The 26,921-nt window shown below is 64.4% G+C and carries 28 protein-coding genes; 15 read left to right on the top strand and 13 right to left on the bottom strand.

Going from position 1 to position 26,921, the window contains the following annotated elements:
* Positions 1 to 332 precede the first annotated feature (332 nt).
* From J0M27_RS10350 to J0M27_RS10305, 10 genes are all read left to right on the top strand, one after another.
* Positions 333 to 599, top strand: a complete 267-nt coding sequence (locus J0M27_RS10350) for an AbrB/MazE/SpoVT family DNA-binding domain-containing protein (protein WP_294990881.1) — start codon at positions 333 to 335, stop codon at positions 597 to 599.
* A 7-nt stretch (positions 600 to 606) separates the two neighbouring features.
* Positions 607 to 1,008: a type II toxin-antitoxin system VapC family toxin gene (locus J0M27_RS10345; protein ID WP_294990878.1), complete on the top strand. Its 402-nt coding sequence runs from the start codon at positions 607 to 609 to the stop codon at positions 1,006 to 1,008.
* Entirely contained in the window at positions 1,005 to 4,430 is a 3,426-nt protein-coding gene (locus tag J0M27_RS10340; protein WP_294990875.1) for a DNA methyltransferase, read from the top strand. Before J0M27_RS10345 ends, J0M27_RS10340 begins: the two co-directional genes overlap by 4 nt.
* A gap of 9 nt (positions 4,431 to 4,439) precedes the next feature.
* Positions 4,440 to 5,387 (top strand): DUF4238 domain-containing protein, encoded by a 948-nt coding sequence (locus J0M27_RS10335; protein ID WP_294990872.1) that lies wholly within the window; start codon positions 4,440 to 4,442, stop codon positions 5,385 to 5,387.
* A 79-nt stretch (positions 5,388 to 5,466) separates the two neighbouring features.
* Positions 5,467 to 5,658, top strand: coding sequence for a hypothetical protein (locus J0M27_RS10330; protein WP_294990869.1), 192 nt, complete (start codon positions 5,467 to 5,469; stop codon positions 5,656 to 5,658).
* Positions 5,655 to 5,891, top strand: a complete 237-nt coding sequence (locus tag J0M27_RS10325; RefSeq protein WP_294990866.1) for a hypothetical protein — start codon at positions 5,655 to 5,657, stop codon at positions 5,889 to 5,891. The genes J0M27_RS10330 and J0M27_RS10325 overlap by 4 nt, the downstream gene beginning before the upstream one ends.
* The gene (locus J0M27_RS10320; protein ID WP_294990863.1) at positions 5,888 to 6,085 is read left to right on the top strand and encodes a DUF2283 domain-containing protein; all 198 of its coding nucleotides are present in this window, start codon (positions 5,888 to 5,890) and stop codon (positions 6,083 to 6,085) included. Before J0M27_RS10325 ends, J0M27_RS10320 begins: the two co-directional genes overlap by 4 nt.
* A gap of 109 nt (positions 6,086 to 6,194) precedes the next feature.
* Entirely contained in the window at positions 6,195 to 6,695 is a 501-nt protein-coding gene (locus tag J0M27_RS10315; protein ID WP_294990860.1) for a hypothetical protein, read from the top strand.
* Entirely contained in the window at positions 6,688 to 6,891 is a 204-nt protein-coding gene (locus J0M27_RS10310) for a hypothetical protein (protein ID WP_294990858.1), read from the top strand. The genes J0M27_RS10315 and J0M27_RS10310 overlap by 8 nt, the downstream gene beginning before the upstream one ends.
* 126 nt (positions 6,892 to 7,017) lie before the next feature.
* Positions 7,018 to 7,542 carry a hypothetical protein gene (locus J0M27_RS10305; protein WP_294990856.1) on the top strand — a complete coding sequence of 175 codons (525 nt, stop codon included), beginning with the start codon at positions 7,018 to 7,020 and terminating at the stop codon, positions 7,540 to 7,542.
* A 61-nt stretch (positions 7,543 to 7,603) separates the two neighbouring features.
* Here the strand turns inward: J0M27_RS10305 and J0M27_RS10300 are convergent, their stop codons facing one another.
* Positions 7,604 to 7,735 carry a hypothetical protein gene (locus J0M27_RS10300; RefSeq protein WP_294990854.1) on the bottom strand — a complete coding sequence of 44 codons (132 nt, stop codon included), beginning with the start codon at positions 7,733 to 7,735 and terminating at the stop codon, positions 7,604 to 7,606.
* A gap of 2 nt (positions 7,736 to 7,737) precedes the next feature.
* Positions 7,738 to 8,127: an HIRAN domain-containing protein gene (locus J0M27_RS10295; RefSeq protein WP_294990852.1), complete on the bottom strand. Its 390-nt coding sequence runs from the start codon at positions 8,125 to 8,127 to the stop codon at positions 7,738 to 7,740.
* A 144-nt stretch (positions 8,128 to 8,271) separates the two neighbouring features.
* Between J0M27_RS10295 and J0M27_RS10290 the strand changes: the two genes are divergently transcribed.
* A complete protein-coding gene (locus J0M27_RS10290; RefSeq protein ID WP_294990849.1) occupies positions 8,272 to 9,240 on the top strand; it encodes a WYL domain-containing protein in 969 nt (322 codons plus the stop codon).
* Between the two features lie 21 nt (positions 9,241 to 9,261).
* Here the strand turns inward: J0M27_RS10290 and J0M27_RS10285 are convergent, their stop codons facing one another.
* The 6 genes from J0M27_RS10285 to J0M27_RS10260 all read right to left on the bottom strand — a co-directional run bounded on the left by J0M27_RS10285 (position 9,262) and on the right by J0M27_RS10260 (position 17,337).
* The gene (locus J0M27_RS10285) at positions 9,262 to 11,091 is read right to left on the bottom strand and encodes a hypothetical protein (RefSeq protein ID WP_294990846.1); all 1,830 of its coding nucleotides are present in this window, start codon (positions 11,089 to 11,091) and stop codon (positions 9,262 to 9,264) included.
* A gap of 34 nt (positions 11,092 to 11,125) precedes the next feature.
* Positions 11,126 to 12,142 carry an MBL fold metallo-hydrolase gene (locus tag J0M27_RS21380; protein WP_365962552.1) on the bottom strand — a complete coding sequence of 339 codons (1,017 nt, stop codon included), beginning with the start codon at positions 12,140 to 12,142 and terminating at the stop codon, positions 11,126 to 11,128.
* Between the two features lie 328 nt (positions 12,143 to 12,470).
* On the bottom strand, positions 12,471 to 12,998 hold the full coding sequence (locus J0M27_RS10275; protein ID WP_294990844.1) for a hypothetical protein: 528 nt from the start codon (positions 12,996 to 12,998) through the stop codon (positions 12,471 to 12,473).
* Between the two features lie 46 nt (positions 12,999 to 13,044).
* The gene (locus J0M27_RS10270) at positions 13,045 to 15,387 is read right to left on the bottom strand and encodes a patatin-like phospholipase family protein (RefSeq protein WP_294990841.1); all 2,343 of its coding nucleotides are present in this window, start codon (positions 15,385 to 15,387) and stop codon (positions 13,045 to 13,047) included.
* Between the two features lie 173 nt (positions 15,388 to 15,560).
* Complete coding sequence (locus tag J0M27_RS10265; protein ID WP_294990838.1) at positions 15,561 to 17,078, bottom strand: YifB family Mg chelatase-like AAA ATPase; 1,518 nt, start codon at positions 17,076 to 17,078, stop codon at positions 15,561 to 15,563.
* Positions 17,079 to 17,085: 7 nt separating this feature from the next.
* The gene (locus J0M27_RS10260) at positions 17,086 to 17,337 is read right to left on the bottom strand and encodes an accessory factor UbiK family protein (RefSeq protein ID WP_294990835.1); all 252 of its coding nucleotides are present in this window, start codon (positions 17,335 to 17,337) and stop codon (positions 17,086 to 17,088) included.
* A gap of 344 nt (positions 17,338 to 17,681) precedes the next feature.
* On the opposite strand from J0M27_RS10260, the gene J0M27_RS10255 reads away from it, so the two are divergent.
* The 3 genes from J0M27_RS10255 (at position 17,682) to amt (ending at position 20,477) form a co-directional block, all read left to right on the top strand.
* Positions 17,682 to 18,539 (top strand): TorF family putative porin, encoded by an 858-nt coding sequence (locus J0M27_RS10255; protein WP_294990832.1) that lies wholly within the window; start codon positions 17,682 to 17,684, stop codon positions 18,537 to 18,539.
* Positions 18,540 to 18,632: 93 nt separating this feature from the next.
* Positions 18,633 to 18,971: a P-II family nitrogen regulator gene (gene glnK, locus J0M27_RS10250; RefSeq protein ID WP_294990829.1), complete on the top strand. Its 339-nt coding sequence runs from the start codon at positions 18,633 to 18,635 to the stop codon at positions 18,969 to 18,971.
* 12 nt (positions 18,972 to 18,983) lie between these two features.
* Positions 18,984 to 20,477 carry an ammonium transporter gene (gene amt / locus J0M27_RS10245; RefSeq protein ID WP_294990826.1) on the top strand — a complete coding sequence of 498 codons (1,494 nt, stop codon included), beginning with the start codon at positions 18,984 to 18,986 and terminating at the stop codon, positions 20,475 to 20,477.
* A 99-nt stretch (positions 20,478 to 20,576) separates the two neighbouring features.
* Here the strand turns inward: amt and J0M27_RS10240 are convergent, their stop codons facing one another.
* From J0M27_RS10240 to J0M27_RS10220, 5 genes are all read right to left on the bottom strand, one after another.
* Positions 20,577 to 21,512, bottom strand: a complete 936-nt coding sequence (locus tag J0M27_RS10240) for a ChaN family lipoprotein (RefSeq protein ID WP_294990824.1) — start codon at positions 21,510 to 21,512, stop codon at positions 20,577 to 20,579.
* A 67-nt stretch (positions 21,513 to 21,579) separates the two neighbouring features.
* Entirely contained in the window at positions 21,580 to 22,710 is a 1,131-nt protein-coding gene (locus J0M27_RS10235) for a tetratricopeptide repeat protein (protein WP_294990821.1), read from the bottom strand.
* A gap of 246 nt (positions 22,711 to 22,956) precedes the next feature.
* Positions 22,957 to 23,487 carry a putative toxin-antitoxin system toxin component, PIN family gene (locus J0M27_RS10230; protein ID WP_294990818.1) on the bottom strand — a complete coding sequence of 177 codons (531 nt, stop codon included), beginning with the start codon at positions 23,485 to 23,487 and terminating at the stop codon, positions 22,957 to 22,959.
* Positions 23,484 to 25,292 (bottom strand): class I poly(R)-hydroxyalkanoic acid synthase, encoded by a 1,809-nt coding sequence (phaC, locus tag J0M27_RS10225; protein ID WP_294990815.1) that lies wholly within the window; start codon positions 25,290 to 25,292, stop codon positions 23,484 to 23,486. Before phaC ends, J0M27_RS10230 begins: the two co-directional genes overlap by 4 nt.
* 8 nt (positions 25,293 to 25,300) lie before the next feature.
* Positions 25,301 to 26,320, bottom strand: coding sequence for an MBL fold metallo-hydrolase (locus J0M27_RS10220; protein ID WP_294990813.1), 1,020 nt, complete (start codon positions 26,318 to 26,320; stop codon positions 25,301 to 25,303).
* 123 nt (positions 26,321 to 26,443) lie between these two features.
* On the opposite strand from J0M27_RS10220, the gene J0M27_RS10215 reads away from it, so the two are divergent.
* Entirely contained in the window at positions 26,444 to 26,860 is a 417-nt protein-coding gene (locus tag J0M27_RS10215; protein ID WP_294990810.1) for a MerR family DNA-binding transcriptional regulator, read from the top strand.
* The last annotated feature ends 61 nt before the right edge of the window (positions 26,861 to 26,921 follow it).

Genomic DNA, 26,921 nt, shown 5'->3' with positions numbered 1-26,921 from the left:
TGGTGAGCCACCCGCTGTGTAGGTTTGTTCCAATCCCACATAAAAAAGGGCCGCGCCATGTTTTTGGACCAATTGTTTCGCTTGTTCGCCTGGTTGGTGGAGGCATTCATCGTCCTGGTCTTGCTTTTAGTGGTCGCGATTCGGAATCGGCTTGTGGTCCCTCGGTTACGCGCTGACGGGAATCATCATCGTCCGTGCCGTGATCTGGTTCTTTGTCAGCGCGACAAAGAGCGGGCGATAGAGCGAGCGCGGATATCAAGCGGCATGCCTATTCAGGGCTCGCGTCGCCTCTGCTATGATCCGTCTTACCCAGTCTTACTTATGGAGTTGCCATGACCACGGTACGGGTGTCGAGCAAGGGCCAGATAGTGATTCCGCGTCAATTGCGCGCTGCGTTCCACATCGAGGCCGGCAGCGAGTTGTCGATCACGGCAGAGGGCGACGAGTTGCGCCTGCGCCAGGCGGAGCAGCGCTTTCCCCGCACCGAGGTCGCGCCGGGCCTTGGCTTGCTTGCCAGGCCTGGGCGCAAGGCGCCGGCCGCGGAAGACATCAAGCGCGGCGTCGGCGAGATGTTGAAGCGCAAGAACGCGGCGCGGTGAGGCGACGATGATCGTTCTCGACACCAATCTGCTGCTGCGCTACCTGCTCAACGACGACGCCGCCCAAGGCAGGCGCGTCGCGCGCCTGCTCGACTCCGCGCCGCAGGTCACCGTCACCCACACCATCGTCCTCGAACTGGTCTGGGTGCTGGAATGCAGCGATTGTTCCCGCGCCGAGATCGCCGTCGCGCTGCGCCATGTGCTGGGCCTGCCCAACATGCGCTTGCCCAATGAAAGCGCGCTGTATCGCGCCGTACAGTGGTTCGAGCAGGGGCTGGACTTCGCCGACGCGCTGCATCTGGGCCTGTCACCCGCCACCGCCACGCTGATGACTTTCGACAAGGATTTCGTGAGCAAGGCGAAGCGTGCCGAAGCCTTCCCTCCGGTCGCCCTTTGCCCGACCCGATGAGCGCCGATTCCGTCGAAACCTTCATCGCCCGCTGGCAGGCCGCCGGCGGGTCGGAGCGCGCCAACTACCAGCTCTTCATCACCGAACTGTGCGAACTGCTCGGCCTGCCCAAGCCCGAGCCGGCGGTGGCCGAGGCCGAGGGCAACGCCTATGTCTTCGAGCGCCGCGTCACCTTCCGCCACGGCGACGGCTCCAGTTCCAGCGGCTACATCGACTGCTACCGCCGCGCCGCCTTCATCCTCGAAGCCAAGCAGACGCGGCTGGCCGAAGCGCAGGGCAGGGTGTTCGACGACGCCCTTCTGCGCGCGCGCGGCCAGGCCGAGAACTACGCCCGCGCCCTGCCCGCCGAGGAAGGCCGGCCGCCCTTTCTGATCGTGGTCGATGTCGGCAACGTCATCGAGCTGTATGCCGAATTCACGCGCAGCGGCGCCACCTACGTGCCTTTCCCCGATCCGCGCTCGCACCGCATCCGGCTTGCCGACCTGCGCGACCCGGCCGTCCGCGCGCGTCTGGCCGCCGTCTGGCTCGACCCGCTGGCGCTCGACCCCACGCGCCACTCGGCCCGCGTCACGCGCGAGCTCGCCGCGCATCTCGCCGAGCTCGCCAAGTCGCTGGAGGCCTCGGGCCATGCCGCCGAATCCGTCGCCGGCTTCCTCACCCGCTGCCTGTTCAGCATGTTCGCCGAGGATGTCGGGCTGATCCCCAGGGCCAGCTTCACCGAGCTGCTGAAAAGCCTGGCCGGCGAGCCGGCGCAATTCGTGCCGCTGGTCGGCGCGCTGTGGCAGGAGATGGATAGCGGCGGCTTTTCCGTCGTGCTGCGCCGTACCCTGCCGCGCTTCAACGGCAAGCTGTTCAAGTCGCCCGAGGTCTTGCCGCTGGCGAAGCAACAAATCGCCCTGCTGCTCGAAGCCTCCAAGGCTGACTGGACCCAGGTCGAGCCGGCCATCTTCGGCACCCTGCTGGAACGCGCGCTGGACCAGCATGAACGCCACGCGCTGGGCGCCCATTACACGCCGCGCGCCTATGTCGACCGCCTGGTCCAGCCCACCGTCATCGAGCCGCTGCGCCAGAGCTGGGCCTACGTGCAAGGCGCCGCCGTGCTGCTCGCCAACGAGGGCAAACAGAAAGAGGCGCTGGCCGAACTGCGCGCCTTCCACCACCGGCTGTGCAGCCTGCGCGTGCTCGATCCGGCCTGCGGCAGCGGCAATTTCCTTTACGTCGCGCTGGAGCACCTCAAGCGCCTCGAAGGCGAAGTGCTCAACCAGATACACGACCTCGGCGAAACCCAGTCCCTGCTCGAAGCCGAGGGCCTCACCGTCGACCCGCACCAGTTCCTCGGCCTCGAACTCAACCCGCGCGCGGCGGCCATCGCCGAACTGGTGCTGTGGATCGGCTACCTGCAATGGCATTTCCGGACGCAAGGCAGCGGCCTGCCGCCCAGCCCCATCCTCAAGGATTTCCGCAACATCGAATGCCGCGACGCGGTGCTGGCCTGGGACGATGTCCTGCCCGTGTTCGACGCCCACGGCATCCCCGTCAGCCGCTGGGACGGCCGCACGACCAGGAAGCATCCGGTCACGGGCGAAGACGTGCCGGACGAGGCCGCGCGCGCGCCGCTGATGCGCTACCTGAATCCGCGCCCCGCCGAATGGCCGCAAGCCGACGTGGTGGTCGGCAATCCACCCTTCATCGGCAACAAGCGCATGCGTACCGCTCTCGGCGACGGCTATGTCGACGCCCTGCGCGGGGCGTGGCCGGCGGTGCCCGAGTCGGCCGACTTCGTCATGTTCTGGTGGCAGCGCGCCGCGCAACTCGTGGCGCAAGGCAGGCTGGCGCGCTTCGGCTTCATTACCACCAACAGCCTGACGCAGGCCTTCAACCGCCGCGTGGTGCAAGGCGCGCTCGACGCCGGGCTTCATCTGGCCTTCGCCGTGCCCGACCATCCCTGGGTGGACAACGCCGACGGCGCCGCCGTGAGGATCGCCATGACCGTCGGGGCGCCGGGTGCCGGAGAGGGCAGGCTGTGCAGCGTGACCGCCGAACGCGAAGGCAAGGGCGAAGGCCTGGAAGTGGAACTGGCCGAAAGCCGCGGCAAGATACACGCCGATCTGAAAGTCGGCGCTGACGTGACGGCGGCGCAGGCCTTGCAGGCTACGTCGGGCTTGAGCTATCGCGGCATGATTCCCCACGGCGAGGGCTTTCTAGTTGCGCCAGATGAAGGCACGGCGCTCGATGGTGGTGCGCTACTTCGCCCTTATCGCAATGGCAAGGACCTTACCGACAGACCGCGTGGCGTGCTGGTGATCGACACCTTCGGCTTGACCGAAGCCGAGTTGCGCCAGCGTTATCCAGCGACTTGGCAATGGCTGCATGATCGAGTGAAGCCAGCACGTGACCACAATCCGCGCGAGTCGCGCCGTAAGAACTGGTGGCTGTTCGGCGAGAGCCAACCGCGCATGCGCGCCAGCGTCGCGGGTCTTCCGCGTTACATCGCCACTGGCCAGACCGCCAAGCATCGCCTCTTCCAGTTTCTCGACGGTGCGATCCTGCCCGACGACAAGTTGATCGCCATCGCGCTCGGCGACGCGTATTGTCTCGGCGTGCTGTCCAGCCACGTCCATGTTGTTTGGGCGTTGGCGGCTGGCGCAACGTTGGAAGATCGCCCGGTCTACAACAAGACCTCTTGCTTCGATGCCTTCCCCTTCCCCGTCGCCACGCCGACCCAGCAAGCCCACATCCGCGACCTCGCCGAACAGATCGACGCGCATCGCAAGCGCGTGCTCGCCGCGCACGACGAACTGACGCTGACCGGCCTTTACAACGTCCTCGCAAGAGTCGGCGCCCCACAGGGACTTCCTTCGGTCGCTGGTGACACGGCGAATGGAACCCCACTGAGCGCGAAAGAGAAGCTGATCCACGAAAAAGGCCTGGTCGCCGTGCTGAAAAGCCTGCACGACGAACTCGACGCCGCCGTGCTTGACGCCTATGGCTGGCACGACCGGCCGGACGAACAAACCCTGCTCGCGCGCCTGGTCGCCCTCAACCTTGAACGCCGCGCCGAGGAAGCCGCCGGCACCATCCGCTGGCTGCGTCCGGAATTCCAGCACCCGCAAGCGCTGCAAGCCCCCATCGGGCTGGAGACCGGGGGCGCCGGGCGCGGGATGCAAAAGCTCGACGCCGCCACGATCCCTCCGACTGCGGCCCGCGCAACGGCTCCGCAAGCCTGGCCGCAAACCCTGCCCGAACAACTCGCCGCCGTCGCCCGCCTCCTCGCCGATTCGCCCGCCACCCAAACCGAAGCCCAACTCGCCGCCAGCTTCACCGGCAAGGGCCGCTGGAAATCCCGCCTGCCCGACATCCTCGCCGCGCTGGAAGCCCTCGGCCGCGCCCGGCGCGTCGAGGACGGGCGGTGGATGGGGTAGGTTTATTCCGTGATCCGCAATCCGAAGCATCGCGTGAGACCCAAGAGAAAGCATTTGCATTGGGTGCCTGAGTTCTACCTCCGATACTTCGCAACACCTGAAACTCGTAGCGCAAAGCGACCCCAAGTCTGGATATTCTCGAAGGACGCCTCGGATCAAGACGAATCCCTGACGTGGATTCGGAATGTTTGCGGCAAACGCTATCTCTACGCGCCACTTGAGCCAGACGGAAGCCGTGATTGGAGTTTGGAAGATCAGTTGGAGAAAATTGAAGCGACGCTTGGGAGGATTTGGAAGGAGTTGGCTGAAGGGTTTGCGCAGCTAGATGACGTGGTAATACGGAACGGCGTTGCGCTGTTTGTTGCGGTCATGCATCTGCGAAATCCCGAAACCCGAAAGATGGTCGAGGCTATCCATCAGCAGCTCGTCGCATTCTTTGCGGGCATGCCACGTTGGCCCGATGGAACGCCGCGCTTGGATTCTTTCGAAATGTGGGGAAGGACATTTCCCGTGGATGCGCAGGGCTGGCGTGAATTCCATTCGTGGGGAAAGAATGAGCACGACAAATTGTTTGTGGACATTGTTCGTTCTGAAGCGATTTCGATTGCGGAAATGCTGATGAAGAAGCGCTGGTCAGTAGTGTTTGCCGAGACGGACACCTTCGTTACTTCGGATAGGCCCGTTGCAATCCAGCATCTGTCGCGCGAAACCGCTGGTTTTGGCACGCCCGATGGGATTGTTTCATTTCCGCTTGGACCGAGGCGCCTGCTGGTCATGGACGACATGCATCATGAGCCTGAAAATCAGTACTATCCTTTGCAGCAAACGAATGCTGGCGCATTCAACCTGGGCATCTGGCGAAACGGTAGCCGTTTCATGATCACCGGGCGCCCGGTGCCAGATGTGCTGACTGAAATTTGTGATTGTGCGGAAGCATATGAAGGCGGTAGCGCATAGACGCTTTTTCGCGATAACAGACGTCATTGGCAACCCCCAGGGCGGCGTGTGGTGGCGACACCAAGTTTTGGAGGATTCGATGAAACGGAACGTCATTGTCCCCAAAGGAACCCCGTGCGGCGAATCTGGAATCACCGAGGCGCTGAAATCATATTCAGTTGATGAGCCAAGCTACACGAAGATGCTTGCGGCACGGGTCTCTGCGGCGGACCGGGGCGAGTTCGCCAGCGCAACCGAAGTCGCCCGGTTCTTCGCCGAAAACAGCGAATGAAATTTACCCAATACTTCCTGACGACACGCCGGCGGCCGGATCGGTCGTCGATCCAGCTCGACTGGATCAAGCGCGTGGTTACCGCTCCGGAAAGAGAGGTAATTCAGCAAGACGGCCGCATTCGGCGCTGGGCGCGTATTCCGGAGGCGGGAGATCGTTGGCTGCGCGTCGTCCTGCTTGACGACGGCGAAACGGTGCACAATGCATTCTTGGATCGAGGGGCAGAGAAATGAACATCAAGTACTTTCAGGACACCGACACCTTGTACATCGAGTTCCGCAAGGACGAGGTCGCGGAAACCAAGGACTTGGACGAGAACACCCTGCTCGATCTCGACGCGAAGGGCAACATCGTTGCGATTACCGTCGAGCATGCGCGTGATCGCGCTGACATTCCACATTTCACTTTCGAGCAGGTCGCGGCGTAGTCCGCGAACGGCGGCCTGCAAGCAAGTTCGAAAGTCGGCGCTGGCGATACGGCGACCGGGTTGTTCTTGACCAATAGTCGCGACGGCTTATCCATGCGATCATCGGTGCATGAAGACCGTTGAACTACTTCAGTTACTGACCGACGCACGGGTCGACTACGTGCTGGTGGGCGGCCTGGCCGTCCAGTTGCACGGCTATATGCGCAGCACCTTCGATATCGACCTGGTGCTGGCGATGAACGATGAGAACCTGGCGCGCTTCATCGATGTCGCGAAGCGGCACGGTCTGACACCGGGAATCCCGGTGCCCATCGAATCGTTGCGCAATGCGGACCAGATCGCACGGTGGCATCGCGAAAAAGGCATGCTGGCGTTCTCGCTGCGCGAGCCGCAGGCGGGCGGCGGCGTGGTCGATGTGATCGTGCGGCCGGAAGTTTCCTTCGAGACGCTGATGGCCAACGCGGTTGCCGGCGACCTGTTCGGACGGCATGTGCCTATCGCGTCGATCGACGATCTGCTGGTGATGAAGCGCGCCGCGAACCGACCCAAGGACCGGCTGGACATCGAGGCGCTGGAAAGGATCAAGCGCGGGGAGGACCCGAATGCCTGACACCATTCGCCCGCCGGTCACGATCCCGCAGGAGCTCATGCTCGCGCGCCTGGCTCAATCCGATCAGATGCGCGAGTTCTTCATCCAGATGTGGCTGCAGAATCCGGCGCTGGCCAAGCAGGGCGGTGCGCGCGTGGCGAGCCTGCTCGCGCCCGCATGCGTCCAAAGCGAACCAGTGCCCACCATTCCGTACTGAATCGGCACGCCCGGCGCCAACCGGGTGCCATGACTCGGCTGCAAAAGTCGGCGCTGGCGACACGGCGACATGAGCCGCGGGTGGCGCGGTTTTTGAGCCAGTCATACCCGACAATTGGGGTATTCCTTGCGCGATCCAATTGCGATGACTGCCCAATACCCGGACTCGATTCGATACAAGCGGCGTTTCCATAACTTGTGTTCGGAACCGCTCGAAGCCTATTTCAGCGAGCGGCGACTCAAACCTGAAATGTTTGCCACCAGTTGTACCGCGTGCTGGCGCGGCTACCGGGCAATCTGGGCGATCCGGCACGGCAGGCTCTACCTGGATTGGATTTCGCCTTGGCCTTGGCCCGGGCGTGGTTCCGCGGCAGCAACGAAGGCCGAGTCCGAAGAACTTTTCCAGCGATCGTTGTCCGCGATATTCCCCGGCGCAACCGCCCCGGTATTCGCCGAGTGGTTCTCGGGTGAGCTGGGCCTGTGGCCACGCAAATTTCTCCGCGATGTTCTATTGGGCTACGAATGGTTGTCCGAGTGCGAAGTCGTGCTGCTCGTCGAGCGCGGCAGGGTGATCGGAGAAAAGCCAAAGGCGAACGAGCCCGCGGGGGGATATGAGATTCCTTCGTTTCTCCGCAAGACGCCGTTGCCTTAGCGGGCGGTGCAGCGCAATGCGCATCGGACAAGAGTCGGCGCCGGCGATACGGAAACGCCGGCTATTGAAGTGCGCCGATCGCCAGGCCGACGACGACAGCCAGGACCGCCATTGCGACCAGTGTGGCGACGACGGCCTCCACGAACGGCAGCAAGGCGCGAAAGAGGCACATATCGGGCTCGTCGCGGCGCAAGCTCAAGGCGTCAGAAGCAGTGCGAACTCGATGCGGTCCCAAGGATTGTGCGATTCGTGCAGGGCGATGATCCCGGCGCTCACGGCGTGGCCGCTGTCGAGCAGGTGGCTGACGGCGGCATTGTCGATGCGCGGCACGTAGCCGAGCTTGCGGCCTTGCCAGTCGATGCGCACGGCGCGTTCGTCGTAGGCGTTTTCCGGTTCGCGTACCAGGTCCAGCGCGGCGCCGACCGCGAGCAGGGGCCACACCGCCTCGCCTTGGTGGTACTGGAAGCCCGCCACCGGCGAGCGCTGCAATTCGATCGGCGGCGTGGTTTCGGCCCGCGCGTCCGGCGCCGCGACGCCGATCCCGATCAGCGCGGCGATGCGTTCGATGAATGATCGTCTGTCCATGATGCCTCCCTGTGCCGGTTCGACATCAGCGTATCGCGCCGGTGGCTCAAATACGGAGCCACCAACGGCATATCATGCGGGATCAAGAGTCGGCGCCCCACGGGGACTTCCTGCGGTCGCTGGCGACACGGCGAGGAGGATGGGATGAACCGCACCGAACGTTTCTACCGCATCGACCAGATGCTGCACGAGCGCCATCTGGTGCCGATCGAGGTATTCCTCGAAGAGCTCGACATCTCGCGTGCGACCTTCAAGCGCGACGTGGAATACCTGCGCGACCGCTTGCACGCGCCCATCGTCTGGGACCGTTTCGCGGGCGGCTATCGCTTCGAGAGCGCGGCCGCCGGGCCCGCCTACGAATTGCCGGGGCTGTGGTTCACAGCGGGCGAGTTGTACGCGCTGCTGGCGGCGCAGCAACTGCTGGCCGACATCGAGCCGGGCATCCTTGCCGCGCAACTGGCGCCGCTGCAATCGCGGCTCGCGGCCCTGCTCGAAGCCTCGGGGCATTCGTCCGCGCAAATCGCGGAGCGCGTGCGCCTGATCGCGATGAACCGGCGCAGCGTCGAGCCGCGCTTTTTCAGCGAGCTGGCTCTGGCGCTGCTGGAACGGCGCCGGGTCGAGATCGATGCCTGGAATCGCGGCCGCGATACGCTGGACACGCGCGTCGTCTCGCCGCAGCGCCTGGTGCATTACCGCGACAACTGGTACCTCGATGCGTGGTGCCACTTGCGCGGCGCGCTGCGCAGCTTTTCGGTGGATGCGATCCAGCGCGTGGCGCCGCGCAAGGAGAAGGCGCGCGAGGTGGCGGCGGCGAAACTCGACGCGCATTACGGCACGTCCTACGGCATCTTTGGCGGCGCGCCGAAGGCCAGAGCGGTCCTGCGCTTCACCCCGGAACGCGCGCGCTGGGTGCGCGCCGAGCGCTGGCACCGCGAGCAACGGGGCGAACTACTGGCCGACGGCAGCTACCGGCTGACGGTGCCGTATGCCGACGAACGCGAACTGTTGATGGACATCCTGCGCCACGGCTCGCACGTGGTGGTCGAGGCGCCGGCCGCGCTGCGCAAACTGGTGGCGCGCGAGCTGGCGGACGTGGCGGCCAGCTATCGCTGACGCCGCCGCGTCAGTGTGTGTTCATCGCGTCCAATAAACCGCCGCGACGAAGGCGATGATCGCGAACGCGGCGTAGGTTTTCCACGGCCGTTCCTTCTCCGCGTAGGGATCGGACAGCGCGCGTTGCGCGCCTTCGGGCAGCTGGGCCATCTGCGTCAGCGAGGTGCCGAAGGGGATGTTGATGCGCGCGCGCGCATTCACCGCCCAGCCGTTGGCGTCGAGCACCGGGCCGAGGTTGCGGCTCCTGAGCTTGAACCAGGCCATGATCACGGCGGGTCCGGATATCAGCAGCATCAGGCCGGCCAGCGCGATCGGAACCTGCCACCAGTGCAGGCCGAGCAGGCCGGTGAGCATGGAGGCCACGGCGGTGCCAATGGCGCCGACCGCCAGGCCGATGGCGGCGAAGATGCCGGCGAATTTGCCGACGTCGAACGCCTGCTGAGCCGGCGCGGGCTTGGGTGCCGCGTCGGCCTTCTTCGCCGTGGCGGCAGCGGTTTCGGCGAGCTTGCCCTCTACCCCGGCGGCCTTGCTCGCGGCGAGCTTCTGCAGTTGTTCGCCGACCATGCGCGCGAGCTTCTTGTAGGGCGACCAGAAGGCCTGGCGCAGGCTGATGGGGTGGTCGACGATCTTGGTGATGGTGGCGTCCCAGTCGCGTCCCTGGCGGTCGTAGAACACGCCGTTGCGCAGCGCCATCAACTGGTCGGAATCGCCGGCGGTGAAGGCGGCGGCGATCGAGAGCTTTTCTCCGTTGCGCACGCAGTCGCAATACACCAGGCAGATGCGCGACAGCCCGGCCAGCGCCGCGTGCTTGCCGGCGTCGGCGACGGCGACGCAAAGTTCGGCGGAGCGCCCGTCGAGGTAGAGGGTGCCGATCTGGAACGTCGCCTTGCCCTGGCGCGTGTAGAAGTCACGGAAGGCGACAAAGTTGTTGGCCAGCGGCAGCAGGTCGCGCACATAGCGCGCCAGGCGTTCCAGGTCGCGCACCGCCTCGGCTTCGGGCGGCAACCCGGCCGGCTTGGCGGCCTGCCACGCGTTGTACACGGCGAGCTGGTCCTGCACCGCGAGCCAATCGCTTTCCGAAAGGCCGGGCCGCGCACCGAGCAGTGGCACCACCACGGCTTCGCGCAGGGCGCCGATGCGCTCTGCCCAGGCCGGGTTGATGCCGGAATCGATCCCCGCGCCGAGCGGCACCGTGGCGCCAGCGCCGACTCTTGCCAGCGGCAGTGCGGCGATGTCGGCATGGCCGTTGCTCAGCGTCGCGCCGCCGAGGGCCTTGAAGCTGTCGTCCGAGGCATTCATGGCCTGGCCGGCGCGTTCGTCGAAGGCGGCCAGCCGGCAGCGCACGAAGAAGTCGTCGAGCTTGTCCTTGACCGCGGCCAGCGCTGCGCACGCCGTTTCGGTGGCATCGCCCAGCGGCCGCGCCGCGCTGCCGGAGGCTTCCCAGGCGGCCAGCGCGCGCGCGGTGTATTCGGCCTCGGCGGCGCTCGCGGCGTCGACGCTGATCATCGCGCCGCCGTCGGGCAGCAGGCCCTTCGCGGCGGCGAGGATGGCCTCGTCCTTGATCGCGGCCAGGGGCACGCCGTTCAGCTTTTGCTCGAGCACCGCGCTGTCGGTCAGGCGTGCTGCCGCCCAGTCGATGGCGGCCAGCAGTTCCGGCGCCCGGATGTGGCCGTCGGCGTCGCTGTCGAGCAATTCAAGCGTGCGCGCGTCGAACTCGATGCCCTTGGTCGGGCAGGACAGGGCGACCCAAAGTTTCTGGTCGAGTTCCTTAAGGTTCAGCAGGTCGGCGGCGGTGTCGATCCGCACCTGGTCGAAACCGCCGGCGCGGAAGAACTTCCATTGATGGCTCATATCGTCTCCCTTTTATCGAATGCTTCGGTTTATGTCAGGCGTTGTCGCCGACGAATGGATTGCTGCGGCGTTCGGTGCCGAAGGTGGACATCGGCCCGTGGCCGGAAATGAACTGGACGTCGTTTCCCAGCGGCCAGAGCTTTTGGCGGATCGAGTCGATCAGCGCCTGGTGGCTGCCGCGCGGGAAATCGGTGCGCCCGATCGAACCGGCGAACAGCACGTCGCCGACCAGGGCCAGCTTCGACGCCGCGTGGAAGAACACCACGTGGCCCGGCGTGTGGCCCGGTGTGTGGAGCACGGAGAGGATTTCCTTGCCCACTGTCACGGTATCGCCGTCCTCCAGCCAGCGGTCGGGGATAAAGGGCCGCGCCGGCGGGAAGCCGAAGCTGCGGCTTTGCGCGACCAACTGGTCGATCCAGAAGCTCTCCTCGCGCTGCGGGCCCTCGATCGGCACGTCGAGCCGTGCGGCGAGTTCGCCGGCGCCGCCGGCATGGTCGATGTGGCCGTGGGTGAGGAGGATTTTCTCGATCGCGACGCCCTGGCGAGACGCGGCATCGGTCAGGCGTTCCAGGTCACCACCGGGATCGACGAAGGCGCCCTGCATGGTCTCGGTGCACCAGATCAGGGTGCAGTTCTGTTCAAAGGGGGTTACGGGAATGACGAGGTACTTCATGGTGACGCTCCTGGGTGTGAGGACCCATTCTGGAAGGGGGCGGGGTGCTTCGGCGGCGGCAACGGCATTGCGGACGGGACGTGGGATTCTATGCCGGCTTTGCGGTGATTTCCGCCAGTGCTGCCCGCGCCTGCGCGAATTCCAGCCGCTTTGCCCCAGGCCGGCTTCGGCGCCGGCAATCGTGCCGGCGCGGCCGGGGCATTGTCGAGCCATGCAGCAGGTACGCATGCGTCGTGCGCCGAGGTTTTCGATGCCGGACAAATGGCGCTGCGCGGCAATGGCCATGCGTTCCGTGTCGCCGTCGCGCATGGCCTCGGCCAGGACTCCGAAATGGCGTGGCGTGTCGGCGTCCGCAGCGCGCCTCGACGCCCGCGTCATGGGCGATGCCAGGCAGTCCCGGCATCCGGGCGGCGGTGAGGTCCTCGGTGAGCTTGGGGTCGGACACGTGTGCGATCTTCGATAGGTCAGGTCACGGTTGCGATCGGCTATGCCGATATGCCTTGCGGTCTTGCTCAGGTGTCAGGGCTATTTCTGGCAATGGCATTGAGTGATCGGTCCTGACGAACTTGTCACGCTTTCGTGCCGCATGGGCATGCGCGACGGCGTCGTGTGGATGATACTCAAGGATTGCCGCTCGCTGGCGGATTAGCGTTGCTGCGCAGGTTGATTCGCGACGAGCGAAATACCCGCGCGCGAGCCACGGTCGCTACTTTTCGCGGCAGGCCTCGACCAGGGCGCATCCGCAGTTATTTGAGTAGCGACCCGGCCAGTCGTTGGCGAAGCAGGACAATTCGCCGCCGCGGCCCGCAACCTCGCGCCTTGAATCCTCCGACAGGGGCCAGGCCGATTCGTCGCTGCGTTCGAAGGAGCAGACCAAGCCATACATTGGCGCCGAGGGAGCGCGCGCCTTCCATGTCGCGAACGGGCTGCCAAGCTTCCAGATTCCGCCCCAGCCTCCCTCGGGCGTGGATTGCACCCATGAGTCGATCCATGGCGTTACCACTTCCAGCACGCGTAGCCGATAGCGTTGCCCCTGGGCCGTGTCCACGCCGCTGCCTGTCCATTCCTGTGTCGCATCTACATGGAAGCGCCGGCAGGTGCCAGGTTCCAGCGGCTGTGCGGCTTGCTGCCGTTGAATGTATTCCTTCGGGCAACCCGGCGGCACCAGTCTTTCGGTGCAGGTCGCGCACGCCGAGAGGAAGCAAACGACGGGCAGATGAGCCCAAGGATTCATCGAGCGTATCCTCAGCGCGGCGCACGTCGCCGAGCTTTGAGTGCCTTCATTTCGACGGAATTTCGATGTTGGCGCCAGGTGCCTTTTCCAGGGCCAAGGTCGATAGAAAATGCGCCAGGTCGCGGTATGCCCAATAGGTCTGCTTTTTGGAGTCGAGCACGATTCCTAACGTCGTGTTGTTCGGAAACTTTCCGCTCAGCCAGCCTCCCCCGTCCTTTCCTTTTTGTTTCAGCAAGGCCATTGTCGTGCAGGGCATGGCTTTATTTGCCTCCTTGTCGCAAACAGGACCTTCCTTAAATTCTTCGGGTAGGCTGGACTTGACATACACAAGCTGCCCGATCGAGTGTCTTTCCTTGTCGTCAAGACGGTAGTACTTGCCAAAGAAGACGCTATGCGTTGCGTTCAGTGGATTGAAGATGCGCTGCTTTGCCTCCAGGGGATCGAACTTTGACTGGTAGTTCCGGCCGTCCGCGCATGGCGACCGGTGATGGTCGGTCCTGGTGCAAAGCCCGTCCAGCGAGATTCCTATCCCTTCCTTCGCCAGCCGCGCACTGGTCTTCTGCAAGTCGTCAAAGTCGCCATCGCCATCCTCCGTCGCGTCGAAAGCCAGGATGATGCCGACGCGTCGACGGATCAGGGAATAAATTCCCAAGTTGTCGATGTGGCCGCCGTCCGTCAGATATATCTCGGAGTTGCGCGCCGTGTTCCGTTCGCCATGCAGGTAATAGAGCGGCCAAGGAAGGGCGCGGTGAAAAACGCGCTCAGCACCGTCGAACACCGGATTGGAGATACGCAATCCGAGCGCGAAATTGCCGAGCTGCTCCGCGAGCCGGAAGGAGCATCTTGCCAGTTGATTCTTGACCGCCGCGGAATCGAAGGCCGCGCCCGAGGCGTGCACGGCCTGGAGCGGGTCCAGGTCGCGCGGGTACATCAGGGTGGGAGCCAGCCCCTTCGGACCTTTCACAACGTGATCCGTTCTGTGGAAATAGCCGAACAGCCCAGAGCCGTAACCGAATGGAGTGAATTCGAAAACATGCAGCCGGTGCTCGGGCGGCACTTCGTTGCCTGTGCATGCGGTCCAGAGGCTGTTGATCGGCAGGCCCATGGTGTTGATGATCCAGATCGGATATGGCCGCCTTTCTGCTTCCTTGGCATTCGCCGATTGTTTGTCCTTCCAGTATTGGAGTGTTCGCTCGGTCAGACTCTCCGGCTTATTCAGACTCTCCGACTTATTTGATTGCGAATAGTAGAGGCAGGACTTGGGGACGTTGCCTTGCTTGTCTTCCAGCGGCTTCCCGAGGCTACCCATTTCCTGGTTGCAGTCGGGCTGGCCTGAGGCGTCGGAACCCCACACCCGGTGAAGCGAACTGCGGTAGTAGGTGCCGTAAAACGATCCATTCCACGACCAGTCGAAAATCGTGTTTGCCACGTGGTGCGGAATCGCGGATAGGAAACCTGGCGCCCAAGGGCTGGGGTGTGACGGCAGCAGTGGGTAGGCGATCGCTCCTGCGAAGGGATACATCTTTACCAGGTACTCGGGCAGATTGTCGAGCAACTGGTTATCGGCTTCGGCCAACAGGTCCGTATGCGACGAAAGGTAGGTTTGGGCTGGGAACAGGCTTGCCCTGTCCTTGCCGTTGGCCGCGCCACCGTCAGACTGGCAGTCAATCGCATCGCCGATCGGCTTTAGTTTGTCGAACGATTCGTAGAGCCCCCCGTTCCTCCCCGGAAAGCAGTCATCGAATGGAGTTTGTTTGGGGGTCTTCCAAGCGTCGGATCGGGATAGCTGGGTGTAGTACCAGTACGCGGCGTAACCGCCTCCGGAGACGGTCGAAAGGTAGTGGACGTGCTTCAGGACGCCTTTGTTGTAGAGCGCCTTCAAGGCGCCGACCGCGAAAAAACCGGCTCGCGAACCGCCGCCCGACAGCGCGACGCCGAGTGTTTTGGAACCATTGTCCGACATGACCGCCGATGTTGCGAGGCCGAGGACATCCAGCTCGTGTCCGTAATCACATTCGAACGGATGCTTGGATTCTCCGGTCTTGTTTCCGCAATCGGTCTTGACGCCGGGATCCACCATCAGCAAAGCGATCTCGTGCCGCGGATGGAGCGCTTTTTCAACGGATACGAGTGATTCGGAAGGTTGATTTTCTGGTTCGGCAACCTTGCTTCGCCAATGTTTGATTGCCTGTGCTCCCGCCTTGACGACGGTCGGCGAGTCCGCGGGATAAGGTGCTCCAAGCATGAAATTGGATGGCAGTGCGGTGTTGTTGCCGTTAAGGACCAGCCCTGAGCAGGCGGCGTTGAGCACGGACAGCGCGACGAGCGTCACCCACGAGAAGGCGGGGCACATGGGCCGACCGATGCAGCGCGAAGAGTCGGTTGGCATTCCGTGTTCCTCCCTGGCGCAATTGACAAAGGCAGGTCACCGAACAGGCTGGCTGGCGGCCGCTTACCTGGTGGCCGCTCCGTCGGTTTATGCGCAAATACTATCAGAACAGACGTCCGTCATGCAAACATCCGTCATGCATCACGGAAGGCGCGGTGAAACGGGGCTTCTGCTCAGTTGGCGAGGCCGCGGCGGTAATGCACGGCTTCGGCGACATGCGCGGCGGACAGCGGCAGGCCTTCGGCGAGGTCGGCCAGGTCCGCAATCGTGCGCGCCACCTTGAGGATGCGATGATAGGCCCGCGCGGTCAGGCCAAGCTGCCGCATGGCGCGCTTGAGCAGGGCCGCGCCGTCGCGGTCGGGCAGGCAATGCATGTCGATTTCGTCGGGCGCGAGCAGCGCATTGGGCTTGCCCTGGCGTCGCTGCTGGCGCTGCCGCGCGGCACCCACGCGAGCGCGCACGATGGCCGAGGATTCACCGTCGCCGCGCGCGGCGAGGTCGGCTTCGGCCACTGCAGGCACGTCGAGCATCAGGTCGATGCGATCGAGCAAGGGTCCCGACAGCTTGCCGCGATAGCGTGCAACCTGGTCCGGGGTGCAGCGGCATTTGCCGGAGGCATGTCCGAGCCAGCCACAGGGGCAGGGGTTCATCGCCGCGACGAGTTGGAAGCGCGCGGGGAATTCAGCGCGGCGCGCGGCGCGGGCGATGTGGATCAGTCCGCTTTCCAGCGGTTCGCGCAGGGCTTCGAGCACGCCGCGCTGGAACTCCGGCAATTCGTCGAGGAACAGCGTGCCGTGATGTGCCAGCGAGATCTCGCCCGGTCGCGGCGTACCACCGCCCCCGACCAAGGCGGCACTCGATGCGGAATGGTGCGGCGCGCGAAACGGACGCTGCTTCCACTGCGCGAGCGTGAAGCTTCCAGCCAGCGAATGCACTGCGGCGGACTCCAGCGCTTCGGCGTCGGTCATCGGCGGCATCAGGCCGGGCAGGCGTTGTGCCAGCATCGACTTGCCGGCGCCGGGCGGCCCGCTCATGAGCAGGCTGTGGCCGCCGGCAGCGGCGACTTCCAGCGCGCGCTTGGCCTGCGCCTGGCCCTTGACCTCGGCGAGATCCGGATACCATGCAAGAGTCGGCGCTGGCGATACGGCGAACGGAGCCAGGATCTCACGGCCGACGAGGTGGGCGCAGACCTGCAGCAGGGTGCGCGCCGGCAGGATGTTCATGCCCTCGATCAGGGCCGCTTCCGGCGCACTTTCCAGCGGCAGGACGAAGGCGCGCGCGCCGCCGCTGCCGGCCTGGCAATGGATCGCAGCGCACATGGCCAGCGTGCCGCGCACCGCGCGCAGGTCGCCCGACAGCGCCAGTTCGCCGGCGAATTCGTGTTCGTCCAGGTTCGCCGCCTTGACCTGCCCCGAGGCGACCAGGATGCCCAGTGCGATCGGCAGGTCGAAGCGGCCGGATTCCTTGGGCAAATCGGCCGGGGCGAGGTTCACGGTGATGCGGCGTTGCGGAAACTCGAAGCCGCAGTTCTGGATCGCGGCGCGCACACGGTCACGCGCCTCCTTGACTTCGGTATCGGGCAGTCCGACCAGGGTAAATGACGGTAGCCCAGCGGCGAGATGGACTTCGACCGTGACTTCCGGGGCCGCGAGGCCCGCCAACGCTCGCGAGCGGAGGACTGCGAGCGACATCGAAATCCTAGCTTGGGACAGCGGGCTGTCGGCGTGCTTCCAGTTCGGCGACCCGGGCTTCCAGCGCATCGAGCTTGGCCCGGGTGCGCGCCAGCACTTCGCGCTGCACGTCGAATTCCTCGCGGGTCACCAGATCGAGCTTGGCGAACAGTCCGGCCAAGGCCGCGCGCAGGTTTTTTTCCACCTCGCCGGCAGGGGTCGCGGCCAGCAGCGAGGAGACGCGGGTGGACATTTCGTCGAGCAGTTTTGGATTCAGCATGGGCGGATTCGCAATGACGGGCAATACGGGTTTAGGGGTGGCGGATGCTGGCGTCGAGTCGGAAACGGTGTCATTGGCTGCGCGAAAAACCCGCTCCGGATCGATCGGGCAGACGCGAAGCGATCACGGCAAAAGTCTAGCACAGCGTCAGGCGCGACCGTCCGCGACGGCCATCACGCACCGCAATGGTGCAATTGGTCGGCGTTCGCAACCCGGCTTGGTGCGAGTTGTCGACATCGCACCGCAGAAATGTTTGTACCTTATTGAATATTAAACGCTAATTTAATTGGCACGGTCTCTGCATTGATGGGCCTGTAATTTTCAATTCTTTATTGGAGCCCACCATGCGCAAATCCCTGATCGCCGTCGCCATCGCCGGCCTGTTTTCCGTTCCCACCGTCGTCCTGGCCCAGGCCGCCGTCGCGCCGTCCAGCCCGCACACCTTCACCGGCAACGTAGGTTTCGCCACCGATTACCTGTATCGCGGCATTTCGCAGACGTCCGGCAAGCCGGCCTTGCAGGGCGGTTTCGACTATGCCCATTCGAGCGGCCTCTATGCCGGCACCTGGGCATCCAATGTCAGTTGGATTCAGGATGGCTTGAACGTTCCGGGCGCGACGCAGACCACCAGCGCCGGCCTCGAAATCGATGTCTATGGCGGCTACAAGGGCACGGTTACGGGCGACCTCGGCTTCGACGTCGGCGTCCTGACCTACAACTATCCGGGCAAGAACAAGACGCCCGGCGGCATCCTGAAGCAGGACACCCAGGAAATCTACGGCGCATTGAGCTGGAAGTGGCTTACCGTCAAGTATTCGCATTCGCTTGGCGCGCTGTTCGGCTGGGCCAAGACCCCGTCCGCCACCGCCAACCAGAAGACGTCGGGTAGCGGCTACCTCGAACTCAACGCCGCCTACGATCTGGGCAGCGGCTGGGGCATCTCGGGTCATGTCGGCCACCAGAAGGTCAAGGGCTATGGCGACGCTTCCTACACTGATTACAAGGTTGGCGTCACCAAGGACCTCGGCTTCGGTGTGGTGGGTCTCGCCGCGTCGACGACCAATGCCAAGGACGACTGCGGCGCCGCCGCCGCCGGTGCCGCAGCCCAGAATCCTTACTGCTGGGGTGGTGGTGTGGCCGGAGCCGTCAATTACAGCGCCGGCAAGAGCACGGCGGTCCTGACTTTCAACAAGACGTTCTGACAGGTTTGAATGAAGGTTCCGCTGGCGACCCGGCCGGCGTCGGCGGAACGGACAGCAAAGCCCAATACCTCCAATTCATTAAAGGAAACAGCCATGAAACTCGTCACCGCCATCATCAAGCCGTTCAAGCTTGACGAGGTACGCGAGGCCCTCGCCGCCGTCGGCGTGCAGGGGATCACCGTCACCGAGGTCAAGGGATTCGGCCGCCAGAAGGGTCATACCGAGCTCTATCGCGGCGCCGAATACGTCGTCGATTTCCTGCCCAAGGTCAAGGTCGAAGCCGCGATACGCGACGATCTGCTCGACCAGGTCATCGAAACCATCGAAAAGGCAGCCAGCACCGGCAAGATCGGCGACGGCAAGATTTTCGTCTTCGACGTCGAACAAGTCATCCGCATCCGCACCGGCGAAACCGGTGAGGAAGCCCTGTAAGGGAGAGTCGAAATGAGAAAGCTATTTGCAACCCTGCTGACGGTGCTCGCCGTCGGCTTTGCCGGTGGCGCATTGGCTGCCGACGAAAAGCCGGCCGGGATGTCGGGAATGTCCGGAACGAGCGGCATGGCCGGCATGGAGGCCGCTGGTCCGGCCGCCGCTCCCGCTGCAGCTCCTGCCGCTGCGGCAGCACCCGTGCCCAACCGCGGCGACAATGCCTGGCTGATGGTGGCCACGGCCTTCGTCATCCTGATGAGCATTCCCGGCCTCGCGCTGTTCTATGGCGGCCTGGTGCGCAGCAAGAACATGCTCTCGGTCTTGATGCAGGTGTTCATCATCTTCTCGGTGATCAGCGTGCTGTGGGCCGTGTATGGCTACAGCGTGGCCTTCACCGAGGGCAACCGCTTCTTCGGCAGCCTCGACAAGCTGTTCCTCAAGGGCATCACGCCGGATTCGGTGGCCGCCACCTTCAGCAAGGGCGTGGTTGTCTCCGAGTTCATCTTCGTCGCCTTCCAGGGCGCCTTCGCGGCCATCACCTGCGGCCTGATCGTCGGCGCCTTCGCCGAGCGCATCAAGTTCTCCGCGGTGCTGCTGTTCATGGTGCTGTGGTTCAGCTTCAGCTACCTGCCGATGACGCACATGGTCTGGTACTGGACCGGTCCGGATGCCTACACCACGGCGGAAGCCGCGAAGCAGGCCACCGCTACCGCCGGCTACCTGTTCCAGGAGGGCGCGCTCGACTTCGCCGGCGGTACCGTGGTGCATATCAATGCCGCGGTCGCCGGCCTGGTCGGCGCCTACCTGGTCGGCAAGCGCGTCGGCTACCGCAAGGACTCGATGGCCCCGCACTCGCTGACCATGACCATGATCGGCGCCTCGCTGCTGTGGTTCGGTTGGTTCGGCTTCAACGCCGGTTCGGCGCTGGAAGCCAACGGCACGGCGGCCCTGGCCTTCGTCAACACCTGGCTGGCGACCGCCATGGCGGCGACCTCCTGGATGGTGACGGAGTGGCTGGTCAAGGGCAAGCCCTCGATGCTCGGTGCGGCCTCCGGTGCTGTTGCCGGCCTGGTGGCGATCACTCCGGCGGCCGGTTTCGTCGGCGTGGTCGGCGCCCTGATGATCGGCCTCGCCGCCGGCGTGGTCTGCCTGTGGGGTGTCAATGGCCTGAAGAAGCTGCTCGGCGCCGATGACTCGCTCGACGTGTTCGGCGTGCATGGCGTCGGCGGCATCCTCGGCGCGCTGCTGACCGGCGTGTTCGCGGCGCCCAGCCTGGGCGGCAGCGGCATCTACGACTACGTGGCGAACAAGGTCGCGGACAACTACGACATCATGGGCCAGGTCATCATCCAGGCCACCGGCGTCGGCGTGACCCTGATCTGGTCGGGCACCGTGGCTTTCATCTGCTACAAGATCGTGGATATCGTCGTCGGCCTGCGCGTGCCGGAAGACGAAGAGCGCGAGGGCCTGGACATCACCTCGCACGGCGAATCGGCCTACCACAACTGAAATGAGCTGAGCTTCTCCCTGGCCCCTTCCGCAAGGAAGGGGTGCCCGCAGCGCTCTCCCTGCTGCGGTTTTCATCGGGCGCCCTTCGCGGCGCCCGTTTTACTTGCGAAACGCCAGGCAGGGATCGGCGCGTTCCGCGCGCGGAGTGAACCAGATGATGTCGTAGGGCGCGATGTTGCCGACGCGCTCGGTCTCGTACTGTGCCGGCGCCGTCTTGCCAGCGCCGACTTCCACGAAGCCGATCGAGAGCACGCGCGTGCCGGGGCGGCGCGCCGCCAGGTAGAGCGGCACACCGACATCCCGTCGCGCATGGCCGCGACCGAGGATGAAGACCACGCCCTGGTCGATTCTGTCCAGTGCCGCATCGGCCAGCGTCGCATCGCGCAAGCGCTGTGCGCGCACCAGTCCGTCGCGCAGTTGCGGGGTGACCATGCCGCAATGCGAGGCCCCGATCACTTCGGTCATGTAGCTTTGCCTATCATCGTTCCAGGTGGTTTCGAGCGCGAGTCGTCGCAGTTCGCCGGCGGCCATGGATGCAAAGCCCTCGCGTACCACCGGTCGGGCGGACGCCCACGGCAGGTTGGCCGCCTGCAGGGTCAGTCCCGCGGTAGCGGCCAGCGCCACCAGCGGCTGGTACTGCGGCCACTCCCAGCCGTGCATCAGCGGTGCCAGGTCGCGGCTGCTGCGACGCGCTTCCTCCAGCGCGGATTGCTGGTCGATGTCGAACTGCTCCATCAGCAGCGCCGGGCGGGCGCCGGCATCGATGCGGGCCTGCAGCAGCCTGGCCTGCAAACGATGGTGTTCCGGGTTGTCGTGGATCTCGCCCAACAGCACGGCGTCGGCGCCAGCGGCGCGACGCAGCAGTTCGGCGTCGTCGATGAAGCCTTGCACGGAGGTGTCCCATAGCCTGCCGGCCAGCGGATGGTCGGTATCGCGCAGCGTGCCAGGGACGATGGTCGCGCAACTCGCCAGCAGAAGCGCCACCAGGCCACTCATCAGCGTGCCGCGCCGTGCGGGAATTGTCGCGGGTTTCATCCGCCGATCATAGCAAGCGGCGTGGTTTTCCCCGTTGGCAGGGCGTGGCGCCGATCCGTCCTCTGGGTTACGGCTTGCCGCCTTGCCGGTCCAGCATGTCGAGGATGCCCTGCGCCGGGGCGATGCCGGCCTTGGCCGCAAGATTCAGCCAGCGCCGCGCTTCGTCCGGGTTCTCGGCGGTGCCGCGGCCGGCGACATAAAGCCGGCCGACGTTGAACTGCGCCGGCGGGAACCCCGCCCGCGCGGCTGCCAGGTAGTGTTCGAAGGCGGCTTTTTCATCCTGGGCGACACCGCGCCCGCGCTCGTGGAATTCGCCGAGGTTGTTGCGCGCCGACGGTTCGCCTCGCCCGGCGGCATCCCGGTAGTACTGCCCGGCGCGCTCCAGGTCGACCTTGCCGCCGATGCCTTCGGCATGCATCCAGCCGAGCAGGGATCGCGCGCTGGCCCTGCCTTCGCGCGCAGCCCGTTCGAGCTGTTCGAAGGCGCAGGTGGCATCGGGCGGCTCCGCATCGAGGCAGATTCGGCCAAGGCGCTCGATGGCGGCGGCATGCCCGGCGTTTGCCGCGTCGCGGAACAGCGTCAGCGCGCGCGCCGGGTCGCCGGCCTCAATGCATTGGGCATGGCGGAACTTCGCGCCGCCGAATCCCTTTTCGAGCGCCGCGGCAAAGCGCGGGCAGGCGCGCTCGATGCTGCGCTCGTCGAAGAGGCCGTGCAGTTCGAAGGTTCCCAAGGCGAACTCGGCAGCCCCGATACCGCGTGCCGCCATGGCCTCCAGTCCCGGTCGGGTGCCTGTCATTCGCGTTCGGATCAATTCCCGGTAGGCGCCGAAAAGATTGTCGTCACCGCGGGAAAGGGCGCGTTCGGCGCCGCGCGCCGCGCGCAGTGCAAGCTCGGCAAGCTTCTGCTGCGACTGTCCGTCATCGGGACGGCTACCGAGTAGGTTACTCAAGCCGAGTGCTTCTTCACCGATGAGTTCCATTTCGGCTACCGGATCGAGTTGCGGCAGAAGCGCCACTTTGGGCTTGGAGTGCTTCAGCGCCTTGGCTGCGCGCGATTTCGATGCCGCTGCCCTGGCTTTGGATTTGCTCTTCGACGCCTGTGCCGTCGTCTTGCGCGGTCTGGATACCTTGGATTTCTGCTTGGCAGCCGGCGCGGCAAGCTTGCGCTCCGTGGTCTGTGCGCAGGCCTCGCCGGGCATCAGTATGCCAATTGCAAACGACAGCAACAGACAGGCCGGAACGGGGCAATACTGCTTGAAATCAGAAAGTAACGACATATTGACGAAGTCATGTCTGTCTTGTGGCGATGTTATGCGAAAAGCTGTGCTGGCGGGCGTACTCCGTAGACGACCGTCCACAATCGAGCCAGCTGCTGGAGTGATTTCCATCCGGATTCGACCCTCCTTGATCGGCGCGCCTGCGGCCCGCCGGTGACATGGTCGGTCTCAGGCGGCCGTCAGCGCCGCTTCCGGCGTGAGGATGCGAAAAATCCCGCGCAAGCGGTCGCGACGGGCCAGGCGCAGCAAATCCTTGTCTGCCGTGACCAGATAGTCGGCGCCGGCATCACGGGCCAGTTCGAGGAATTTCTGGTCGTCGCGGTCCCTGCAGCGCGGCAGGCTGACGAGCGGCCCCGGGCGCGCCCCGTCAAGCGGTATGACCTTCGACTCATAGGCAGCGCGGGCCGCTTCCTGCCGCTCTTCGGTCAGTGCGAAGAGCGGATAACCCAATACCCGGCGAAATTCGTCGAGGCAGGGCGCGTCGCTGTATGCCTGCCATTCGCCGCATTCGATCCTTGCCCGTAGCGGAGCAAAGCGGCTGTCGGCGAACACGTAGAGCGACACCAGCACGTTGGTATCGAGTACCACCTTGCGCTGCGGCCCCTGAAAGCATACGGGCTTGGGGTCGATCGATCCCAAGCCCGTGGTGTGATCCGGAGGGCCGTCCCGCGACGGGACGCCCTGCGGCTTCGTGCTCACTTCTTCTTCTTCGGTGCGTCGAGGCGGAACTTGACGAAGGAGCCGGGCGCATCTTCCAGCGCCTTGAACTTGCCCTTGGCGGGGTCGCGCGCCGGCACTTTCTCGTCGTTGAGCCGGGTAATCCACTTCTGCCAGTCGGTCCACCAGGAACCCTCGTGCTGCTTCGCGCCGGCAAACCACTCGTCCGGCGTCTCGGGGCGCTCGTCGTTGGTCCAGAAGCCGTACTTGTTGGCCGACGGCGGATTGACGATGCCGGCGATGTGGCCGGAGCCGCCGAGGACGAAGCGCACCGGGCCGCCGAGCACCGTGGAGCCGAGATACACGCTGCGCCAGGGGGCGATGTGATCCTCGATGGTGGAGATGAAATAGCACGGGGTCTTGACCTTGGAGATGTCGATCGGCGTTTCCAGCAGGGTGATGCCGCCCGGTTCGCGCAGCTTGTTGTTCAGGTACATGTTGCGCAGGTAGTAGCTGTGCATCTTGTACGGCATGCGTGTCGAGTCGGAATTCCAGTAGAGGAGGTCGAAGGGGAAGGGTTCCTTGCCCATCAGGTAGTTGTTGACCACGAAGGTCCAGATCAGGTCGTTGGAGCGCAGCATGTTGAAGGTGGTGCCCATCTCCGAGCCTTCGAGGTAGCCGCGTTCCTCCATCTTCTTTTCCAGGCTGGCGATCTGGCCTTCGTCGATGAAGACGCCGAGTTCGCCGGGAATGGAGAAGTCGAGCAGGGCGACGAAGAAGGTGGCGGAGACGATGCGCTTGTCCTTCTTTGCCGCCATGTAGCCCATGGTCGAGCCGAGCAGCGTGCCGCCGAGGCAGTAGCCGATCAGGTTGACTTCCTTTTCGCCGGTCTGCTGGCAGACCACGTCGATGGCGGTCAGCGCGCCTTCGGTCATGTAGTCGTCGAAGCCCTTCTTGGCCAGCTTGGCATCGGGGTTCACCCAGGAAATGACGAACACGGTGTGGCCCTGGTCGGTGCACCACTTGATCCAGGAATTGCTTTCGCGCAGGTCGAGGATGTAGTACTTGTTGATCCAGGGCGGGATGATCAAGAGCGGCCGCTTGTACTGCTCCCTGGTGGTCGGGCTGAACTGGATCAACTGGATCATCTCGTTCTGGAAGATCACCTTGCCCGGCGTCGAGGCGACGTTCTTGCCCATCTCGAAGGCCGAGGGGTCGGTCATCTTGACGCGCAGCTGGCCGTCGCCTTCCTCGATGTCACGCAACAGGTTGTTGAAGCCCTTGAGCAGGTTCTGGCCGTGGCTCTTGACCGTCTCGCGCAGCACTTCGGGGTTGGTCATGGCGAAATTGGACGGCGCCAGCGCATCGATGAACTGGCGGGTGAAGAAGTTGACCTTCTTTTTCGAAATGTCGTCGAGGCCCTCGACATTGCCCACCGAGTCATGGATGTGGCGGGCGGTGATCAGGTAGGACTGCTTGACGAAATCGAACAGGAAATGCTCTTCCCATTCGGCGTCGGCGAAGCGCTTGTCGCCCCTCTTCGGTTCCGCCACGGGTGCGCCCTGCATGCCCATCATGCGCATGGTCGAGTGCTGCCACAGCGAGAAGTAGTCCCACACGAGGTTCATCTGGGACTGTGCCAGCTTGTAGGGATTGGCCAGCATCTTGGCCATCATGTCCATGAAGGCCTGGGCAATGCCGAGGTCGTCGGAAGGCGCGGAAATGCCCTTTTTCATCTGCCGCTTCATGTGGTCGGTGATCAGGTGCGAGGCGCGCTCGGCTACCTCGGCATACGTCTTGGCGATTTCCTTGGGATCGGGCAAGGCATGGGCTTCTTTGGCGGACATGGGGGCTCCTAGGGTTGGCTGACGAAACGGATCAAACCGGTTTCTTCGATGCGCTGCAATTTTCCTGCGTGTTCCAGGTAGTTCAGGTGGGCGATGGATTCGCCCATGGCAAACATGGTCTGGTGCGGGTCCGGGATTTCGCGGTCGAACAGTACCGGAATCAGGTCGGCCGCCGACTTGGGCGTGCCGCGGCAGGCGTCCAGCAGCAAGGCGCAGCGTTGCGCGTGGTGCGCATGCAGTTGCTCGACGCGGGCGTGGAGGCCGCGGAAGGGGCGACCGTGCGAAGGCAGCACCAGCGTGTCGACGGGCAGGGCGAGGTATTCGTCGATCGAGGCGAGGAACAGTCCCAGCGGGTCCGCCAGCGGCGTGCTGGCCATCACCGAAATATTGGTCGAAATGCGCGGCAACAGCATGTCGCCGGAAATCAGCACGCCGAGTTCGGCGCAATACAGGCTCATATGTTCCGGCGCGTGGCCATGGCCGACGATGGTGCGCCATTCGTGCTCGCCGATGCGCAGGCGCTGGTCGGGGAACAGGCGCCGGTAGGTGGCGGGTATCTCCGGCACGCCGCGCTTGTAGCCGTTGCCGCGCTGGACCAGGCCGTCCATGCGTGCCGCATCGAGCCCGTGCCGGCGAAAGAATTCGACCATGGCACTGATGCGGTAGCCGGCCACCTGCTCCACCATCATGTGCGCCGCGAGGTATTCGCCCTGGGCGATCCACAGCCCGGCGCCGGTTTCCTGCTCCAGCCAGGCCGCCAGGCCCAGGTGGTCGGGATGGCAGTGGGTGACGATGACGCGTGTCAAAAGCCGTTCCGTCAGCGCCGACTTCCATGCGTCCTTGATCGGATCCTGGGCAAAACCGGTATCGACCGCCGCGTAGCCGTCACCGTCGGCCAGCAGCCAAAGGTTGATATGGTTCAGCGCGAAAGGCAGCGGCATGCACAGCCATTCCACGCCGGGTACGAGCGTAACCGCCACGCCCGGAGCCGGCGAGGTTTCGTGGGGATAGGCGATGGGGGCGTTCAAGCCGCGGTTCTTTGCATCGTGATCGGAATTCTGCTTAACTTGTCGGCAGTAGGTCTGTCATCATATCCAATTTTCGGGATTTTATGTGCGGTGCAGCATAAACCGCGTGCCGGTCGGTTCACCATGAACGATACTCAAACCATCACCGAGCTGGCCCGCGATTTTGGCGTCACGACGCGCGCCATCCGCTATTGGGAATCCCACGGCCTGGTTTCGCCGGCACGCGAAGGTGGCAATCGCATCTATAGCAAGCGCGATCAGACACGCCTCAAGCTTGCCCTGCGTGGCAAGCGCCTGGGCCTCAGCCTGGCCGAGATCAAGGACCTGATCGACATGTACGACACGGCAGAGGACGAGTCCACGCAGCTCTTGTCCTTCCTCGGCGCTCTGGAACAGCGTCGCGCCGCGCTGGAGCAGCAGCGCGACGACATCGAGGCCGTGCTCAAGGAAATCACCCGTTTCGAAAGGCAGTGCCGCGACATGCTCGAGGCCGATCGGGCAGCCGCCAAGGCACCGCGCAAGAAAGTCCGTGGTAGTTGACGTTGACGTCAACGTCAACGTCAACTACCATTCGACATCCGCTTCCCCGGCCGGAGGAAAC

Source organism: Sulfuritalea sp. (assembly GCF_017302275.1).
Classification (GTDB): Bacteria; Pseudomonadota; Gammaproteobacteria; order Burkholderiales; family Rhodocyclaceae; genus Sulfuritalea.
Note: the sequence above shows the minus strand (reverse complement) of the source record. Positions and strands in the feature narration are given on the sequence as shown.

What these genes read in the sequence shown, in the direction of transcription:
- J0M27_RS10350 (WP_294990881.1), top strand. Translation starts at nt 333, where the DNA reads ATGACCACGGTACGGGTGTCGAGCAAGGGCCAGATAGTGATTCCGCGT.
- J0M27_RS10345 (WP_294990878.1), top strand. Translation starts at nt 607, where the DNA reads ATGATCGTTCTCGACACCAATCTGCTGCTGCGCTACCTGCTCAACGAC.
- J0M27_RS10340 (WP_294990875.1), top strand. Translation starts at nt 1,005, where the DNA reads ATGAGCGCCGATTCCGTCGAAACCTTCATCGCCCGCTGGCAGGCCGCC.
- J0M27_RS10330 (WP_294990869.1), top strand. Translation starts at nt 5,467, where the DNA reads ATGAAACGGAACGTCATTGTCCCCAAAGGAACCCCGTGCGGCGAATCT.
- J0M27_RS10325 (WP_294990866.1), top strand. Translation starts at nt 5,655, where the DNA reads ATGAAATTTACCCAATACTTCCTGACGACACGCCGGCGGCCGGATCGG.
- J0M27_RS10320 (WP_294990863.1), top strand. Translation starts at nt 5,888, where the DNA reads ATGAACATCAAGTACTTTCAGGACACCGACACCTTGTACATCGAGTTC.
- J0M27_RS10315 (WP_294990860.1), top strand. Translation starts at nt 6,195, where the DNA reads ATGAAGACCGTTGAACTACTTCAGTTACTGACCGACGCACGGGTCGAC.
- J0M27_RS10310 (WP_294990858.1), top strand. Translation starts at nt 6,688, where the DNA reads ATGCCTGACACCATTCGCCCGCCGGTCACGATCCCGCAGGAGCTCATG.
- J0M27_RS10295 (WP_294990852.1), bottom strand. Translation starts at nt 8,127, where the DNA reads ATGGACAGACGATCATTCATCGAACGCATCGCCGCGCTGATCGGGATC.
- J0M27_RS10290 (WP_294990849.1), top strand. Translation starts at nt 8,272, where the DNA reads ATGAACCGCACCGAACGTTTCTACCGCATCGACCAGATGCTGCACGAG.
- J0M27_RS10285 (WP_294990846.1), bottom strand. Translation starts at nt 11,091, where the DNA reads ATGAGCCATCAATGGAAGTTCTTCCGCGCCGGCGGTTTCGACCAGGTG.
- J0M27_RS21380 (WP_365962552.1), bottom strand. Translation starts at nt 12,142, where the DNA reads ATGACGCGGGCGTCGAGGCGCGCTGCGGACGCCGACACGCCACGCCAT.
- J0M27_RS10275 (WP_294990844.1), bottom strand. Translation starts at nt 12,998, where the DNA reads ATGAATCCTTGGGCTCATCTGCCCGTCGTTTGCTTCCTCTCGGCGTGC.
- J0M27_RS10270 (WP_294990841.1), bottom strand. Translation starts at nt 15,387, where the DNA reads ATGCCAACCGACTCTTCGCGCTGCATCGGTCGGCCCATGTGCCCCGCC.
- J0M27_RS10265 (WP_294990838.1), bottom strand. Translation starts at nt 17,078, where the DNA reads ATGTCGCTCGCAGTCCTCCGCTCGCGAGCGTTGGCGGGCCTCGCGGCC.
- J0M27_RS10260 (WP_294990835.1), bottom strand. Translation starts at nt 17,337, where the DNA reads ATGCTGAATCCAAAACTGCTCGACGAAATGTCCACCCGCGTCTCCTCG.
- J0M27_RS10255 (WP_294990832.1), top strand. Translation starts at nt 17,682, where the DNA reads ATGCGCAAATCCCTGATCGCCGTCGCCATCGCCGGCCTGTTTTCCGTT.
- glnK (WP_294990829.1), top strand. Translation starts at nt 18,633, where the DNA reads ATGAAACTCGTCACCGCCATCATCAAGCCGTTCAAGCTTGACGAGGTA.
- amt (WP_294990826.1), top strand. Translation starts at nt 18,984, where the DNA reads ATGAGAAAGCTATTTGCAACCCTGCTGACGGTGCTCGCCGTCGGCTTT.
- J0M27_RS10240 (WP_294990824.1), bottom strand. Translation starts at nt 21,512, where the DNA reads ATGAAACCCGCGACAATTCCCGCACGGCGCGGCACGCTGATGAGTGGC.
- J0M27_RS10235 (WP_294990821.1), bottom strand. Translation starts at nt 22,710, where the DNA reads ATGCCCGGCGAGGCCTGCGCACAGACCACGGAGCGCAAGCTTGCCGCG.
- phaC (WP_294990815.1), bottom strand. Translation starts at nt 25,292, where the DNA reads ATGTCCGCCAAAGAAGCCCATGCCTTGCCCGATCCCAAGGAAATCGCC.
- J0M27_RS10215 (WP_294990810.1), top strand. Translation starts at nt 26,444, where the DNA reads ATGAACGATACTCAAACCATCACCGAGCTGGCCCGCGATTTTGGCGTC.